The organism is Desulfatiglans anilini DSM 4660, from assembly GCF_000422285.1.
Lineage (GTDB): Bacteria > Desulfobacterota > DSM-4660 > Desulfatiglandales > Desulfatiglandaceae > Desulfatiglans > Desulfatiglans anilini.
In genome coordinates, this window is record NZ_AULM01000039.1 from 17,293 (window position 1) to 33,222 (window position 15,930).

14 protein-coding genes are annotated in these 15,930 nt (G+C 58.6%); 4 read left to right on the plus strand and 10 right to left on the minus strand.

Annotated elements, in window-relative coordinates; genetic code table 11:
• Positions 1 to 357: 357 nt before the first annotated feature.
• Together pgl and H567_RS0118150 are read left to right on the plus strand one after the other, a co-directional pair.
• Positions 358 to 1,044: a 6-phosphogluconolactonase gene (gene pgl / locus H567_RS0118145; RefSeq protein WP_028322477.1), complete on the plus strand. Its 687-nt coding sequence runs from the start codon at positions 358 to 360 to the stop codon at positions 1,042 to 1,044.
• A gap of 129 nt (positions 1,045 to 1,173) precedes the next feature.
• Positions 1,174 to 2,433 (plus strand): MgtC/SapB family protein, encoded by a 1,260-nt coding sequence (locus tag H567_RS0118150; protein ID WP_028322478.1) that lies wholly within the window; start codon positions 1,174 to 1,176, stop codon positions 2,431 to 2,433.
• A 332-nt stretch (positions 2,434 to 2,765) separates the two neighbouring features.
• Here the strand turns inward: H567_RS0118150 and H567_RS0118160 are convergent, their stop codons facing one another.
• The 9 genes from H567_RS0118160 to H567_RS0118200 all read right to left on the minus strand — a co-directional run bounded on the left by H567_RS0118160 (position 2,766) and on the right by H567_RS0118200 (position 13,303).
• Positions 2,766 to 3,986 (minus strand): threonine ammonia-lyase, encoded by a 1,221-nt coding sequence (locus H567_RS0118160; RefSeq protein WP_028322479.1) that lies wholly within the window; start codon positions 3,984 to 3,986, stop codon positions 2,766 to 2,768.
• Between the two features lie 333 nt (positions 3,987 to 4,319).
• Positions 4,320 to 5,105: a deaminase gene (locus tag H567_RS25885; RefSeq protein ID WP_051185098.1), complete on the minus strand. Its 786-nt coding sequence runs from the start codon at positions 5,103 to 5,105 to the stop codon at positions 4,320 to 4,322.
• A 96-nt stretch (positions 5,106 to 5,201) separates the two neighbouring features.
• Positions 5,202 to 5,909, minus strand: coding sequence for an energy transducer TonB (locus tag H567_RS0118170; RefSeq protein ID WP_028322480.1), 708 nt, complete (start codon positions 5,907 to 5,909; stop codon positions 5,202 to 5,204).
• A gap of 10 nt (positions 5,910 to 5,919) precedes the next feature.
• A complete protein-coding gene (locus H567_RS0118175; protein ID WP_028322481.1) occupies positions 5,920 to 6,327 on the minus strand; it encodes an ExbD/TolR family protein in 408 nt (135 codons plus the stop codon).
• Positions 6,328 to 6,337: 10 nt separating this feature from the next.
• Positions 6,338 to 6,949, minus strand: a complete 612-nt coding sequence (locus tag H567_RS0118180) for a MotA/TolQ/ExbB proton channel family protein (RefSeq protein ID WP_028322482.1) — start codon at positions 6,947 to 6,949, stop codon at positions 6,338 to 6,340.
• A 156-nt stretch (positions 6,950 to 7,105) separates the two neighbouring features.
• Positions 7,106 to 8,878, minus strand: a complete 1,773-nt coding sequence (locus H567_RS0118185) for a hypothetical protein (RefSeq protein WP_028322483.1) — start codon at positions 8,876 to 8,878, stop codon at positions 7,106 to 7,108.
• A 97-nt stretch (positions 8,879 to 8,975) separates the two neighbouring features.
• Positions 8,976 to 10,982, minus strand: a complete 2,007-nt coding sequence (locus H567_RS0118190; RefSeq protein ID WP_084517537.1) for a TonB-dependent receptor plug domain-containing protein — start codon at positions 10,980 to 10,982, stop codon at positions 8,976 to 8,978.
• Between the two features lie 244 nt (positions 10,983 to 11,226).
• The gene (wtpA, locus tag H567_RS0118195; RefSeq protein WP_244155514.1) at positions 11,227 to 12,201 is read right to left on the minus strand and encodes a tungstate ABC transporter substrate-binding protein WtpA; all 975 of its coding nucleotides are present in this window, start codon (positions 12,199 to 12,201) and stop codon (positions 11,227 to 11,229) included.
• Between the two features lie 73 nt (positions 12,202 to 12,274).
• Complete coding sequence (locus H567_RS0118200) at positions 12,275 to 13,303, minus strand: molybdopterin-binding protein (RefSeq protein WP_028322486.1); 1,029 nt, start codon at positions 13,301 to 13,303, stop codon at positions 12,275 to 12,277.
• 922 nt (positions 13,304 to 14,225) lie between these two features.
• On the opposite strand from H567_RS0118200, the gene H567_RS27465 reads away from it, so the two are divergent.
• Positions 14,226 to 14,747 carry a thioredoxin family protein gene (locus H567_RS27465; protein ID WP_051185099.1) on the plus strand — a complete coding sequence of 174 codons (522 nt, stop codon included), beginning with the start codon at positions 14,226 to 14,228 and terminating at the stop codon, positions 14,745 to 14,747.
• Positions 14,748 to 15,195: 448 nt separating this feature from the next.
• Positions 15,196 to 15,534, plus strand: a complete 339-nt coding sequence (locus H567_RS0118210) for a carboxymuconolactone decarboxylase family protein (protein WP_028322488.1) — start codon at positions 15,196 to 15,198, stop codon at positions 15,532 to 15,534.
• Between the two features lie 92 nt (positions 15,535 to 15,626).
• On the opposite strand, the gene H567_RS0118215 is transcribed toward H567_RS0118210, so the two are convergent.
• The coding region (locus tag H567_RS0118215; RefSeq protein WP_208598424.1) for a hypothetical protein at positions 15,627 to 15,930 on the minus strand (304 nt) is incomplete at its 5' end.

The following is a 15,930-nucleotide window of genomic DNA, read 5'->3' on the forward strand; positions in this document are numbered from 1 at the left end:
GATGCTGCTGGATGGTCCGTTGGTGGCTCGCCCTCTGCGCGGACGAAAACGACGTCCGCTTACACGGGTGTGCAGCGCCGTCTCGACCCTTTTACAGTGGGTGCCGAAAAGCCTGCGAGGCAATGCTGCCGCAGAAATGATCCGCACCCGGGGAGGCTTGCTGCCGGGGTCCGACGGGTGACAGGAGGTGTCACTCAACCGAAAACAAGATCTCAACGAAGCGAACGGTAGCCTTGGAGCGAGTCGAGCCCCGCCGCGCAGCCATACCGCTTTTACGGTAGCCGGTTCGTTGAAGGAGGTCAAGACGGTCCGGCCGGCCCGGGCTTTCGCTGCGGGAGAATCTGCAGGAGCAGGTCCATGCGAATCGAAGTGCTTTCGAACACCGAGGCGGTTGCAAAGAGAGCGGCGGCATTCCTCGCAGAAAGAGCGCGGGATGCCATTGCCGCTCGCGGCGTGTTTGTCATGGCTTTGAGCGGAGGGAAATCCCCGTGGGCCATGCTCCGCGCCCTGGCTGACGAGACGGTCCCCTGGGAAAAGGTCCATGTCGTGCAGGTGGACGAGCGGGTTGCGACTGCTGGGCATCCGGACCGGAACCTGACGCATCTGCGGGAATGCCTTCTTGAACGCGCAAATCTGCACGAAGGCCGGATCCACCCCATGCCGGTGGAGTACCCCGATCTGGCGGCTGCGGCCGAATGCTATGCCCAAACGCTTCAGGACATCACGGGAACGCCCGCCGTCCTCGATCTCGTTCATTTGGGCCTCGGATCCGACGGGCACACGGCGTCCTTGGTGCCCGGAGATCCCGTGCTGCAGGTTTTGGATCGGGATGTGGCCGTGACGGGGGCGTACCAGGGACGGCCCAGGATGACCTTGACCTACCCGCTGCTCAACCGCTCACGGGAGATCTTGTGGATCGTGACAGGGGCCGAAAAGGCCCCGATGCTCAAACGCCTGCTGGAGGGCGACGCCTCCATCCCGGCCGGACGCATCCGCCGGGACTCGGCTCTGGTGCTGGCTGACCGTGCCGCCGCAGGAGAATAGCGGCCGAGGTAATCGAGGGGGGAAGAGGGATGCTCTGTCAGAAGTCCGCGCAACCGGTTGATCCCATGGGTCTGCATAATGCGCTCGCCGCGTCCTGATGGGAGCTTCGCAGCAAGGAGGGTTTGAGCGATGGAAGCTCAGTATGGTCCGTTTTTGCGGATGGGCGTCGCATTGGCGATCGGGCTTCTGATCGGAATCGAGCGGGGCTGGCAGGGCCGGGAGGCCCAGGAGGGCGAGCGGGTGGCGGGGCTGCGGACCTTTGCCCTGATCGGTCTCCTTGGCGGCGGGGGCGGTCTGCTGGGCCTCGCCCATGGGCCCCTCCTGATCGGGATCCTTTTCCTCGGTCTGGCCGGGCTGATGGCGGCGGTCTACATCGCCAACCTCAGGCAGAACAAGGATGCCGGCATCACCAGCGAGATCGCGGGCCTGCTGACCTTTGTCTTCGGGGCCCTGGCAGGCTCCGGCCAGATGGTGATCGCTGCGGCCTGCGCGGTCATTGCGGCGCTCCTCTTGAGCCACAAGGGCGTTTTGCACCGCTGGCTGGGCGCCCTGCGCGAAAACGAGCTGACGGCCGGCGTCAAACTGCTTCTCATCTCCGTCGTCCTTTTGCCGCTGCTGCCCGACCGGGGCTTCGGACCGTGGCGGATATTGAATCCCTATGTCATCTGGTGGATGGTGGTCCTGGTCGCGGCGATTTCCTTCGCCGGGTATTTCGCCATCCGGGTGGGCGGCCCCCGTCGAGGGTCGGCCTTTGCCGGCGTTTTCGGGGGTCTGGCCTCTTCCACAGCCCTGACGCTCAATTTTGCCCGCCTTTCATCCGCACGACCGGAATTCGCGACGGTCCTCGCCGGTGGGACCCTCGTCGCCTGCGGTACGATGTTCCCGCGCATGGTGCTCGTAGCCGGCGGAATTCACCCCCCTCTCTTCAAACCGTTGCTGATGCCGGCGCTGGTGATGTCCCTGGTCATCTATGGACCGGCCGCACTGTGTCTCTTCAAATCGACCGATGTGAAAGAGGATGCGGGGCGGTCCCTCCGCAACCCGCTCGAACTGAAATCGGCCCTCACGTTCGGCGCTCTGCTCGCCGGTGTGATGCTGATGGGGAAGGCGTTCACGGAATGGTTCGGGGAGGCGGGGATATGGGCCCTCGCGGCTGCTTCCGGAGTTGCCGATGTGGACGCGATCACCCTGTCGCTGACGCGCATGAGCCAGCAGGGGCTGGATGTGCCGGTTGCCGCGATGGGCATCGTCATCGCCGCCGCGGTCAACTCGATGGTCAAAGGGGTGATGGCCCTGGTCGTCGGGCACAGGAGTATGGGTTGGCGCGTGTGCCTGCCGCTGACCGTCGCCGCTGCGGCGGGCGTGTCGATCGCGATGTGGATGCCGTAAGTCTGCTTGCGTCTGGAGCGATATCAGGAAAGGCCGGAAAGACATCCCGGAATCAGCTTCTTCTGTAATTGACTTCCTATCAGCCTGCATTCGATCCGTTATGGCTGGCCCTCTCTGTGGATTATCACACATGCCATTCGCCCATTCCAGGGAGGTTCCGTCGGGATGAACATCCTGACGGACAGTTTTCTATCCGTGATTCTTTTGTCGGCCTTCTATCCGGTGAGCGGCAAAGGATCCACCTCACGGTGAGGGCTCGGCCGCGCCTTGCAGCCGGAAGAGGCGATTCCACTGACCTGGCAGGGTCTTCAGAGAAGAGCCTCCGCCCGGCCTCAGTCCGCCTGCTGCTCCACCCAATGGCCCTCGATGCCCTCCGCCCGGAGACCTTCGACCACCGCGCGCATGTGGGGAAGCCCCCGTGTCTGGAGGATGAACTCCACCTCCGCCGACTGCAGGGGGAGGCTGACGAAGGTCCGTTGATGCAGGACTTCGACGATGTTCGCCTCCAGCCGTCCGAGGACGGCCGTGACCTCCGCCAGAGAACCGGGCGAGTCGGCGAGTTCGACGGTGAGTCGTCCGAGCCGGCCGGTGCGGACCAGACCACGCTGGATGATGGTGGAAAGCACCATGAGGTCGATGTTCCCGCCCGAGAGGACCAGGCCTACCCGGAGGCCCCGGAAGCGCTCCGGGTTTGCGAGGAGCGCTGCGAGCCCGGCGGCGCCGGCGCCTTCCGCGACCGTTTTTTCCACCTCCAGGAACAGGAGGACCGCTTTTTCTATATCGTTTTCATCGACCAGCAGGATCTCTTCCACAGACTCCCGGATAATCGGCAGGGTGAGGCGACCCGGTGATTTGACGGCGATCCCCTCGGCGAGGGTCGAACGTCCGCAGCGGATGGGCTCGCCTGCAAGGGCCTGCCGCATGGAAGGATAGCGCGCCGTCTGCACCCCGAATACACGGATGGCCGGATTGATGGCCTTTGCAGCCAGGGCGTTGCCGGCGATGAGCCCCCCGCCTCCGACCGGAATCAGCAGGCACTCGAGGGCGGGCTGCGCCTCGAGGAACTCCAGGGCGACGGTCCCCTGGCCTGCGATGATCCTTTCGTCGTCGTAGGGGTGAATGAGGTGAAGCCCCCGGCGTGCAGCCGTCGTGCTTGCGAACTCGCCGGCTTCGGTGAGGTCTTCCCCGTGGAGGATGACCTCGGCACCGAACCGCTTTGTATGCTCGACCTTGACGTGCGGGGTGAAGCGGGGCATGACGATGACGGCGGGTATCCCGAGCCGGCGGGCGTGGTAGGCGACGGCCTGGGCGTGGTTGCCCGCCGACATCGCGATGACGCCCGCACTGCGCTCGCTCGGGGTCAGACTCAAGAGTTTGAAGAGGGCGCCCCGCTCCTTGAAGGATCCGGTGAATTGCAGGTTTTCGAACTTGATGAACACCTGGGCGCCGGTGATCTCCGAAAGCGTCCGGGATGGGGCGCAGGGCGTCCGGGTGATATGCTCGTTGATGGCCCGAGCCGCCTCCCGGATCGTTTCAAGGGTGATGGCAGCCATGATGTCCTCCGTGCCGGTGGAAGGATCCGCCCTCCTGTGCACCCAATAGGCCCGACACACCGCTCGCGCTGTGCCGGTGCATGTTTCCACATCGAAGGTAGCCCAACACCGCTGAATTGTAAAGCAACGCATTTCTGCGCGGCATCGGCCGGGGGGCGGCGTGTCGTGCGAGGAACTCTCCATCGTGTGGCAGGTGATCCCTGCCTTTGCCCAGGTGTCGAAGCGCTGCTCGAGATGTTGTCAAATCCGTAGGTTTGCCGTGTATCTCAGGACTGGCCGGAAGGCCGGTCGGGGAGCGCCGTCTGAAGAGAATGCTTCCCACGGCAGGCAATGTCACTCCGTTGCGGTCATGCGCGCTGCATAGTGGCCGAACAGCTCGATGGCGATTTTCTTGAGTTCGGGAGAGCAGGCGGCCGGGCCGTAGTAGCGGCCTCGAGCCATCTCGCTCCAGAAGGGCGGGAGTTGGTTGATCCTGCTGCACATGCCCCCCATGGGGTCCGGTACGGCATAAAGCGTCTTTTTGATGCCGGCGTTGATGATCCGTGTGAGGCACATGGGGCATGGCTCGAAGGAACTGTAAAGCACCAAACCGTCCACCTGCCTTGGGTTCTGGGATGTGCCGTCAACGTTCCTCTGGATGTTGCGGCGGTTCTCGAAGCGGTTCAAGAGGTCCATCTCGGCGTGCAGGTCGCTTCGGAAGTGCGGCGAGTATTGCCTGTTGTGGCCTCGTTCGACGATCTCCCCCGTGCCCTCCATCACCAGGCAGGCGCCTACTCCGCCGCTCCCTTCCTGCTTGCCCGCCACGGCTTCGCGCAGCGTCACGAGGATGAACGGGTCGTCCGGGTATCTTGGGTCCGGCGTATAGGCTTCGATACGCTTCAGGATGCGATCCAGATCGGGGGCCGGCGCGGCAGGGTCTTCGGCCGGACAGACCGAAGGCTGCAGGCAGAACAGAAAAACTATCGCAATGACGATATATCTCCGAAATCTTCGAATGTGGTACACCATCCCGTTGCCTCCGATGCAAAGTAGATTCATGTCGTTCAGTTGATTCGGCTGAAGCCCTTCAGAATTCTTCTTGGTGCCATGATTGAAGCTCTCTGTGGATTTTCGGTTCATGAAAGCACTGGCCTCTAGCTTCTTTTCATCAACGGTGTGCGCCTTTTTGTGAAATCGGTGAACCGCGCGCTCTTTTCTCGAATGGCATTCCCCGGTTCAGATCAGTTCGAAGACCGCGGTGAACACCAGCGGGATCTCCCGGGTGAAGAGGCTTGCCGGGGGCTTCGGGAACGGGGCTGCCTCACGGACCGCCCGAAGGGCGGCCGTATCCAGGTCGGCGTGCCGCGAGGATTCCACAATCTCGAGGTCTCGGATATTCCCATCGAGGGTGATCACGAATGTCACTTTCACCCGGCCCTGGATCTGCATCGCCTTGGCGGCCTCGGGGTATTTCTTCTGCCGTTCGATCTTGAGCCGGACGATTTCGAGATAGCTGGCATGACTGCTAAATCCAGGGGACGGCTCTTCAATGACCGGGGAGGCCCATCGATCGACACGGACGGAAGGCGCTCCGGGCACCCGGGGGACCGCAATGCGCTCGACCAGGCTGTCCGGCGCCTGGGTGTCCACGGGCTCCATCTTCATCGGTGCGACGGAGGGGATGGGACGGTGTTGGACTGTCGGCTTCTGCAGATCCCTGGGTTCGGGCGGCGGGGGCCTGAGACGGGGGCGGGGGATGTGGCGGGTGATCGACTTGGGGATGTCCTGGACGGTCAGTTCGATGTACTCGAGCACACTCGATCTGTAAATGCCGGCGATATGGAAAAAAAGGATGGTATGAACCCCGAGGGAAACCAGGATGAGGCTTCTCAGGAGCCAATTGGGCTTCTTCTTTTTCCCGACAAGGGGTATCGAGTTCGTCATCGTCCGATCTTTAGAGATCCTTTTCCGTGGCAAGGCAAAGCCTGCCTGCCCCCGCCGCTTTGGCGATGTCCATGACCTTCACCGCCTTGTTCAGGACCACGGTGCGGTCTGCCCGGACCACGACGAGGCTGTCTTCACTCGTGCCGATGATCGCCTTCAACCGGTCGAAAAGGGCGGCCAGCGACACCTCCTCGGTCCCGATGTAGGCCCTTCCTTCCGGGTCGACGTAGACGGTGATGACCTCCTCGGTCTGCGGGGCCGCCGCTTTGGCCTGTGGAAGCTTGATCTTGATCCCTTCTTCGACCAGGAAGTTCGTGGTGAGCAGAAAATAGATCAGGAGAAGGAAAACGATGTCGATGAGGGAGGTGAGGGGGATCTGCACCCCGCTCTGGTTCCTGCGTCTGGGGCGGTTCAACATGATCGTCCTCCTAGGATGATTTTCGCGTGAGCGCCTTGATGAACGCGACCGTCCCGTTCTGAAGCTTGGCCTCGAAGGTGTCGACGCGGGAGATGAGGTAGCTGTGTGCGACCATCGTCGGCAGGGCCACGGCGAGCCCGAGGGCGGTGGTGAGCATGGCCTCCCAGATGCCGCCGGCCAGCACGGAGGCATTGACCTTGCCGCCCATCTGCTGGATGACCATGAACGCCTTGATCATGCCGAGGATCGTCCCGAGAAGGCCCAGGAGCGGCGCCACGTTGCCGATGGTCGCCAGGGCCTGAATGTTCCGCGAGAGCGTCCGGATTTCCTCATCGGTGGCATGGTTGATGACCGTCTCGATCGTCTCCCTGCCTTGATCTTTCACCTCCATGGCCTGGACGAGGATGCGCCCGAGGGGGGTGCCGCTCGACTCGGCGAGTTCGTAGGCCTGGTGATTTTCACCGTTTCTCATGTAATGGGTCAGTTTCTCGAGAAATCCATCCCCGGCGATGTTCAGTCGTGCAAACCGGATCAGGCGCTCGAGAAAGATCGCAAGCCCCAAAACGGAGCAGAAGAGGATGGGCGCCACAAGGATGCCGCCCTTCTGAAGAAATTCGATCATGAGATCCTCCGATCCGGCCGGCAGACAGCCTGCCGGCGAAAAGCCGCGCAGCGTCGCCACGCTGCCTTCAAGTTGACGCCGAAATCGGCAAAAAAGCCTTGTTGAGCATGGAAAGTAGATCCGAACGTCCCGGTGCAACCCGGTTTCCAATCCGGCCTATGGCTCCTCGAAAACGTCGGGACGCCCGTCCAGATTATAGTCCTTCGAGCGGCGCACCAGCGCCTCCGCTTCGTCGTACTCCTCCCAGAGGTCCGGTTTGCCGTCGGCGTTGGTGTCCTCCTCGAGCAGGGAAAGGCTTCCCTTTTCATAGTGGTACCAGATATCGACCTTGCCGTCCCCGTCGCGGTCCTTTTCGGCCCTCACGGCCTGTTCGGCATCGTCGTAGAACCACGTGAGGTCGAGGGCTCCTGAACCGCCGTCGTTTTCTTCACTCTTCACGAGTTTGCCCCGTTCGTCGAAGTGTTCACGCAGGTCCAGCCCGCCGTCGCCGTCCTCGTCCAGTTCCTTGAGCCTGAGGATATCCCCCTGGTAGCAGTAGCGCGCCTCTGCGGTGCCGTCGCGGTTGGCGTCCACCTCGATGACCCGGGACCAGGGGGATTGCTCAAACCATTGGACCGTCTCGAAGAAGCCGTCCCGGTCCCGGTCTTCCTGGCTTTTGAACTTCCGCCCCTTCTTGAAAAAGACCCTGGAGGTGATCGAGCCTTCGCCCGCTTCGTCCCGCTCGAGCTTCACCAGTTCACCCTTCTCGTAGTACTCCCAGGCATCGATCCTGCCGTCCAGGTCCGAATCGTTTTCCACCTTCTCCTTTCGGCCTTGATCGTCGAACCAAATGGTCGCGTCGGTCCTCCCGTCCTTGTTTCTGTCGACTTTCTGCAAGGAAGGCTTCCCCCCTTTGAAGAGGGTTTCCGTGTCCTTGAAGCCGTCATTTTCGGTGTCGTAGAGCATTCGGCCGGGGAGGCCCCGTTCGAGAAAGGTGACCCGGTCGATTCGGCCCTGATGGCGGGTGTCTTCCTCGATGGTTTGGGGGAGTCCGTTCCGGTCGAGCTGGAGAAACACGTCCATAACCCCGTCGAAGTTCGTGTCTTTTTCCTGCCTGGCGGGGGTTCCTTTCTGATAGCGTGTCACCACATCGATAAGGCCGTCGCCGTTGGTGTCCTTCTTTTCCTCGAGGGGTTCTCCGTTCCTGAAGGTCATCAGGGCTTCGAAACGGCCGTCATGGTCCAGGTCCTTCCGCTGCTCCTGCAGATTCCCCCGGAGGTACGTCCGCACCGTCTCCGCCTTGCCTGGGGCGTAGATCCCGTGCCGGCTTTCGGACGGCAGGCCGTCGGCGCCATAGAAGATCATTTCATCCACCCGGCCGTCGCCATTGGTGTCAGCGCGCCTTTCCACGGGCTTCTCGGCTTGGAAGAACTCCCAGACGTCGATCTTGCCGTCCTTGTTCGTGTCCTTGGTCACGGAGGCGAGTTGGCCCGCCTCGTACTGGTAAACCGTGTCGAATGAGCCGTCCCCCGTGGTGTCCTTACGGATGGTCAGAGGGCGCTCATTTCCGTCGAATTCGATCACCTGCTCCAGACGGCCTGTTTGGAGAGACGCGCTTTCGTGCCTGACCCGCTTTTCGGATTCGAAATAATCCCAACGGTCCACTTTTCCGTCGGAGTTCCGGTCGGCTTCGACCCTGACGATCCGTCCATCTTTGTAGTATTGGACGCGATCCATGACTTCGTCGCCGTTGGTGTCCACCTCCAGCTTCGATAGTTTTCCCTTTTTGTCGAAATGGGCGACCTGGTCGATTTTTCCGTCTTTGTCGCTGTCGCTCTGGACGATTTTATCCTTGGCCGCAGCGGGGAGAACCGGCAGGCAAACGATGCAGATCGCCAGCAAAGCGCTGAGCAGAATGGAGGCAAGTTGTTGGTTGAGAAAAATTGGCATGTTCGTATACGCTTTGTGGAAAACAAGGGGGAAGGTCTTGTCCGAGCAAAAGGCAAAACCTCCCCCAGTTCTGCGTGCTCCTTCTGCACACTTCCGTCTAGAAAGTCCCGCGCAATCCGCAGAAGAAGGTCCTGCCTTCCCTTGGAAAGCCGTAGCCGGTCTCGTAATTTTCATCGAACAGGTTCCGGACGCCCACCTCGGCCACCAGGAACTTGCTGATTTCGGCCATGGCCTTCAGATCGAAGAGCCAGTAGCTGCCGAGTTCGACCCACTCGTTGTTGGACTTTTCCTCCCATTGACCGGCGTTGTACTGGATCTTGGTGAAGAAGGACAGCCACTCGTTGGCCTGGTACAGGTCGCTCAGATAGATCTGGTGCTCCGGGGCTTCCGGGAGATGGTCGCTGACCCGGTCCGGTGACCGGTTTTCTGCATCGAGATAGGTGTAGTGGGCTTCCAGGGTGTTGTTAGCCAGGAACTCCGATTTGAACCCGAGTTCGAGGCCCTGATGCCTGGCCTTGCCGATGTTGTCATAAAAATCGTTTCCCTGGCGTGTCGTTTGCACGATCAGGTTGTCGACGTCCGCGTAGAAGAGCGCCAGCGACGCGCTGCTCTTCCACGGCAGGGGGCGCTCCACGCCGATCTCGTAATTGACGGACTCCTCCTTTTCGAGGTTGGGATTGGGGGTTGCCGTCCCGAGCAGGGAGGAGTAGAGCTCTTTCAAGGTGGGGAAGCGGCTCTTGCTGGCCACGGAGCCGTGGAACTTCGTGGCGTCCTCGAGCGTGTAGACCAGACCGCCCATGGGGTTGAACACGTCATCGTCGTCCCGCAGAGGCCCCCCGTTGGCGTACTTGGTCTTCTGAACGTCATAGCTGACCCCGAGGACCAAGTCCAGGCGGTCGGCGAGGGCTATGGCGTCTTCGAGGCCGTAGGAATAAGTCTCGGCTTCATAGCGCTCCCAGGGCGTGACGATGTCGTCCTGCTCCTCGTGGACGTCCTTCTTGTAATGGAAGGCGAAGCTCAGCTTGTTTCGCGGGATGTAGGTCGTTCTGAGGGTAAAGGACCCTCCCGGGGTGTAGTCGTCATAGGTGCTGTGAAACGCGTATTTCATGTTTTGCGAGTCGTAGGAGGGGCTGTCGTAGGAGTCCAGGACATTGTAATAGGTGTCGTAGTAAAGGCGCGTATTGGCCGTCAAGTGGTCCGTTATCTTGCTGTCTCCAATGAAGTAATAGGTCGTCTTTTCCCATTCGGTGAACCTCCAGAAGCGCTGCCGCTCGGTCGGCTGCACGTTGACCGGGAGCCCCCTCTCACTATTCGTGTGCTGGACGCCGATGGCGTACTCATGGCCCTCTGCGGGCATGAAGCCCACCTTGAACGAGCCGGCGATGCTTTCCATATCGGAGTTGTCCCTTCGTTTCCCGTCCTCGTAGTACCCCCGGAATCCCGGCGGAACCCTGATCGGCGTGAAGTCGTCCGACATCTTGAAATCGTCGTAATCGAGGCCGGAGATGCCGGCCATCACATAGGCTTTGTCCATCCTGGAGCCGAGGTTCAAGCTTCCTGAGAGGCCGTTTTCATCCACTTCGAACGAGTAGGAGCCTTCGAAGGGCTTCGAAGGCTTCATGGAAACCATGTTGATGACGCCGCCCATGGTGTTCGGGCCGTAAAGCGTGGATGCGGCCCCTTTGGTCAGCGTGATCTGCGAGATGTTCCCCGTCGAAAGCTCGCTGGCGTCGACATATCCGTCCCAGGGAAGGTAGAGCGGGATGCCGTCGATATAGATGGGGACATATCGCTGATTGAAACCCCGCACATTGACGTACGCCTCGTTTCGTGTGCCGGTCGACACGAATACGCCGGGAAGTGTTTCGATCGCCTCGGACACGCTCTGGGCGTTCGTCAGATCCAACTCCTGCCGGTCGATGGTGTCAACCGTGGTGATCTGGGTGACGGTTTCAGCCTCCCCTGTCACCACAACCTCGCCCAGATTGAAGACACCCGGCTGGGATGCGGCCTTTTTGTCCTGGGCTTGGGCGCCCGGCATGGACAGTAAAAAGACAAGAAAAAAACTCAGCAACATAGCCTCAACAGCGTGTTTCACTTTCATCACTCTTCCTCCCTTTTTCTGATATGTTGATCAAACAGGTTTTTATGTTCTATTTCTTCCGTGTTGCCGAAGCTTTTTTCGGTCCCAGGTTTGCGACTGCGCTTAAACAAAATGTAGGCTATATCAAAATAGACATATCTATGCGTAATAAAAAAAATTAACGTGTAAGCGCTTCCTGCTATACGACAATAATGCTGTATTGTATTCTTCCCTACGCAGATTCATCTTCGAACAGCGAGGTCATTCATTCTTTCACGTAGTTTTGCAACACTTCAGGAAGCCGTGATTTCATCTGCTTTGCGGATACGCTGCATGGGATGAGAGGTGGCTGCCCCATCCTGTCAAGAACCTTCAATCCTCCTTGAGGATCCAGCATATAGGTCATAAAGGCTATGGCGGCTTCCCTGTTGGGGGCGTTTTTTAGGAGGGTAACGCCATAGGTGCACGACTTCCCTCTCAATTCCATGAATTCCCCTGGCCCTTTTCCGGCGACTTTGACAAGGGCGTGGGAATAAAAAGAGTTATACCGGTGGTTCCCCAGATTGATTTCGTCTGGAAGAAGGACGAACCGCAAATCATGCTGCACTGCGATGAAAAGGTATTCCCATACGAAGTCTATTTTTCCGCTTTCAAGGAGCGAGATCAATTCAGTCGATTTCGAGCGGACATGCCTGCCTTGCCGGCCGGCGGTCAACCTCTTGTAAAGTCCTGGTACGTTGTAATATTTCTCGGCCAATTGCATGACCATCAATGATCGATATCCGCAGGGGTCGAGGTTTGGGTCGGAATGGCCCCATGCAGTATCTTCCCGCAGGAGAATTTCGTACCAGTTGTGGGGATCGATCTCATCGGCGTATCGACTTCTGTCCGTGTAGCAGAGCACCAGTTGGTTCGTCGCAAAAAGAATATTCCAATCCGCGTGTTGAGGGATGAGCAGTTCGTCAATGACGGCGTAATCCGCCGATGCCATCACATCGCAGGGTTTGCCGAGCTCCGTGATCTTACGGGCGGCTTTCTGACTCCCGCTCGCTTCACGGAAGATGTTCACCCTGGGATATCTGGACTCGAAGCATTTTTCCATCGCCTCGAAAGGTGCGGAAAGACTGCCGGCGTGAAAAATGATCAAAGCGCCTCGAGGTTCGGCAACCGCGGAACACGGCAGCACCATCACAAAAAGAAGCACCAGGGTGTAGATGATTTTTAATCGTTTACTTTCCACGATTCGTCTGTTTTGAGCACGCGGTGCGAAACCTCAAGCTTGAAGGCTTGTTTGGCTCATGTTCGAATTTTGTTCACTTATTCTGCTCGGCGGACCCAAGAGAAATCACCTGGATCTTCTCGACGGCCTTGATATCCCGGTCGGCCATCAGATCGTCAGGGGGCACAAACATGAATTTCCCGTCTTTGTCGAGGGGTTCGCCATTGCGGTGGTCAGCAATGATCATCCGCTCCCCGGCAGGGTCCAGGAACACCTCGCCATAAGAAAAGAGCGAGCGATAGCCGTCCGGGGCCGATATCAGGAAGACGGTGTTCAGGTCCCGCGTCAGCCCGGCCTGATCTAGAACGGTCCTGAACTGGACGCCTTCCACGCGGTCGAGCCCGTGGAACCCCCTGCCTTCACCCAAATGCCTGGTTTTCAGACTCCGCCTCGGGTGGTCGGCGAGTTCCGTAACCGTGACAGGATTCTTGACCGCACCCGTTATGACGAATTCCGGGGAAAACAGCTTTTCCATCTTCTTCGCCGGCACGACCGGCTTCAGATCGACCACCTCGATGCTGGTGATTGCTTCGAGCGAGCGGTCCGCGTATTCATCGCCGCCCATGATGAGTTTGGGGAACCCGATGGTTCGGGAGAGCTGGTCGAGGCGAGGCTTGTAGACCTCCGGTGCGTGGCAGAGGGTGCAGTCCTTGCGCGGCATGATCGGCTGGGCGGACAGCCCGACGACGACTCTTCCCGGATTCTTGTAAAAGACCTCCCCCCAGGAGAGCGCAACCTGCTTGCCGGCCTTGTTCTTGACGACAATGGCCAAGTCGACATTCTTGTTGAAATCGGTATCCCCCTTGTGGATCCCGGAGGTTTCGAGAAGCGCCTTGAGGGGAACGCCCCGGTACAAGAAGGCCCCGCGGTACGTTCCGTCTTCAAAGACATCGTTGAATTGCACCTCGACGGATTGGTAATGTGCGAGATCATCAAGGGAAAGATTCAGAGGACTCTTGACTGCACCCGTGATGCTCAGGCTTGCGGGCACCTCCGCCCATGCCGGAGCGGCTATGAACAGAAGGGCGGTCAGTGCGGATGCGAGAACGGTTTTTTTCATCATACCATCTCCTTTGATTCTTCAAGTTGCTTTGGAGCCTGACGGCTAAAAAACGCCTCTTGGGGGAGGTTTTCCCTCCGCGATGCTCAAACCCTCTTCAGGGCTGGAGGACGGTGCACGATCGGGGCCGGTTCGAGTTCAGCGGGGACAACCCATCGTCCTGCGTTTTATCGGTTCGCGGCCGGCCACGATGGCGTGATCCTCAGCCCTGGCACGAAACCAGACGGCTCCAGCATGCCTCCAGCGGACCAAGTCATTCCTCAGGCAGGTTTCCCCGACCCGGACCTCCCCGCGAACGGGGAGGAGGATCGAGATGGGAAACCAATCCCCTTAGGAGTAGGTGGAGGGTGATCAAATCCATGCTGCGCCTTGGCTTTATTCGGGTTTCAATAGCCCGGGGCGAGCAGACTGTTGGACTTATATCAATCAAGACATATCTTTGTCTAGCGCAAAATAGGATGAAGCATTTTTCTCGTATCATTTCATTCAGTTCGTTTTTTTTCTTCTCCTCTGTTCAAAGCGTTTTCTCATCCGAGGCAAACAGGCTGACGGCAAGAATGCGAGCCAAAAAGGACACGTTTACAATACGCTCCGCACCATCACAGCCCCGGATGATTTTCCCGCTCCGCTCCTTTGCAAGGAGCCTGTGATGCCTGTGAAACCATGAGCGAAAAGGATATCTTTCCCATTCCCGGGTGAAATGACCTCAGCCGCTCAGCCGGTATAAGGTATGAGCAGCAGGGCTGCCCCGAAGAGACATCGGGATTTCCGAGATATTGACAGGGATCCCATGAAGGATATATTTATAGATGGAAATATGTAAATCTAAGTCGATTTCTGCAGAACAGCGGAGAGGCCATTTAGAACTCTGTTGGTGCCCGGGAATTTTTTGGCACCGAAACGTGACGGGCGGTGGAGTGCAGATATGGATCGGAATAGCATTTCTCAAATAAGGGTGAAGGGTGAAACTGTAGGCATAATAGGCCTGCAGGCGGCTCTTGCCGATGTCTGTGACGGACCCATCAAGGGATCGGACGAAGACATCAAGGCTGAACTCTTAGAAAGGCTCAGAGGAAAGAATTATATCCCTGCCAGGGCCCTTGATGATTATGCCCGCGCGTTCCTCCGCGAGTACAAAAAGCACTGCGGATTGCCTTATGAAGACGAGGCGGCCACCGGCGGGCTGGATATTGCAATCCTCGGTCCGGGCTGTCCTCAGTGCGACCGGATGGAGATGGAAGTGATGTCCGTTCTGACGGAACTCGATCTTTCGGCAAGTGTCCGGCATGTTAGGGACATCAAAGAGATCGGAACCTATGGCGTTATGGGAATGCCGGCCCTTGTCATCAATGGGCGCGTTGTTGCAGTGGGCGCAGCGCTCCCGCGGGCGAAAATCAGGACGCTTATTGAGAAGACTGATTTTGATTCGTTCAGGTCTGATAGATAACCAGTGTTCCCGCACATGTCCCCAAGGCTGATACAGCGTGGTTGGAATAGGGCGGCAGCGCATTTGGTTGAGATTTCAAACAATGATGCCGTTCTGCGCGCATCGATCCGCTTCAGCTTCCAGTTTCGTACTTTTACATGTTCGGCACCCATGGCATCGACGGAGGGCACGGAGACGACGGCAGACTTCGGTGTTGAGAAGGGTATACGTGTCGATCATGGGACGGCGCACATGTTTGGGCGGATGGCTTCATCGGTTGAATTTTGCAGGCATCTTGGCAAGGGGCAGGGCTGTGGTTTAGAAGAAGTGCGGGCGTTTTGATCGGTTTTTTGGGAATTTATTTCATGGGCAGTCCGCTTATGACTCTTTAAGAAAACGGGGCTGCCCGCTGATGCGTTGAGAAGCGAAGCCATGAATAAAGATACGAGAAGGGGAAGGAGGTATTTCGATGGCAGGAGAGCGTTTGTTAGCCGAATGGTTTCCGGAATTTGCCGATGCACTGGATAAGATCGATGCCCTCTATAAGGAGAAACGCCTCATAGACGAAAAGACCTACCAGTTTATCTGCTTCGCACTGGCTATCAAGGCCAGATCCAAACCCTGCTTGTTGAAGCATTTTATGGGAGCGCTCGAGGCAGGCGCAACCGTAAAGGAACTGGCCTACATCATGGCGTTGACGTTCAGGGAAGCTGCCGGCGGGGATGACTGCTGGACTCACGATGCCTTGGGAGACTGGCGTCAGATGATCGCTGAGGGCCTCCAGAGTTCATCCTGTTGCGCCAAATAAACACCACTGACACTGCGCGGTTGCTGTGCGGGCAGGAAGCGATGCGGACGAACGGTGTCGTCTTTCACAATAATCTGACGTTTTTTTTCTGATTATCCTGGACGATTGGTGGTGATTTTCGGGGTAATTTGGACAGACTTGTTTTGGATGATGGTCTTGGCCTTGGCGATGGTTGTATTGATATAGGCATTTTTCCTCCGTTCGCCCTGGTGATGATCCCAGGAGGTCCGTTGCTCGATGAGGAGGGAGCGGATGGCGTGTTCGGAGTACCCGCGTCTGAGGAGGGCGAGGACGTAGGCGAAGTCGGTTTCGGATTCGGTAGCGCGCAGATATCTGGAGCGAGATGGAGGGGAAGAAAGGCACACCGCCCCCCCTGGGGGTGGAGGGGGAAAGGGT

Bases quoted from the DNA above. Each gene is read 5' to 3' on its own strand.
- pgl (WP_028322477.1), top strand. From the start codon at position 358: ATGCGAATCGAAGTGCTTTCGAACACCGAGGCGGTTGCAAAGAGAGCG.
- H567_RS0118150 (WP_028322478.1), top strand. From the start codon at position 1,174: ATGGAAGCTCAGTATGGTCCGTTTTTGCGGATGGGCGTCGCATTGGCG.
- H567_RS0118160 (WP_028322479.1), bottom strand. From the start codon at position 3,986: ATGGCTGCCATCACCCTTGAAACGATCCGGGAGGCGGCTCGGGCCATC.
- H567_RS25885 (WP_051185098.1), bottom strand. From the start codon at position 5,105: ATGAACCGAAAATCCACAGAGAGCTTCAATCATGGCACCAAGAAGAAT.
- H567_RS0118170 (WP_028322480.1), bottom strand. From the start codon at position 5,909: ATGACGAACTCGATACCCCTTGTCGGGAAAAAGAAGAAGCCCAATTGG.
- H567_RS0118175 (WP_028322481.1), bottom strand. From the start codon at position 6,327: ATGTTGAACCGCCCCAGACGCAGGAACCAGAGCGGGGTGCAGATCCCC.
- H567_RS0118180 (WP_028322482.1), bottom strand. From the start codon at position 6,949: ATGATCGAATTTCTTCAGAAGGGCGGCATCCTTGTGGCGCCCATCCTC.
- H567_RS0118185 (WP_028322483.1), bottom strand. From the start codon at position 8,878: ATGCCAATTTTTCTCAACCAACAACTTGCCTCCATTCTGCTCAGCGCT.
- H567_RS0118190 (WP_084517537.1), bottom strand. From the start codon at position 10,982: ATGAAAGTGAAACACGCTGTTGAGGCTATGTTGCTGAGTTTTTTTCTT.
- H567_RS0118200 (WP_028322486.1), bottom strand. From the start codon at position 13,303: ATGATGAAAAAAACCGTTCTCGCATCCGCACTGACCGCCCTTCTGTTC.
- H567_RS27465 (WP_051185099.1), top strand. From the start codon at position 14,226: ATGGATCGGAATAGCATTTCTCAAATAAGGGTGAAGGGTGAAACTGTA.
- H567_RS0118210 (WP_028322488.1), top strand. From the start codon at position 15,196: ATGGCAGGAGAGCGTTTGTTAGCCGAATGGTTTCCGGAATTTGCCGAT.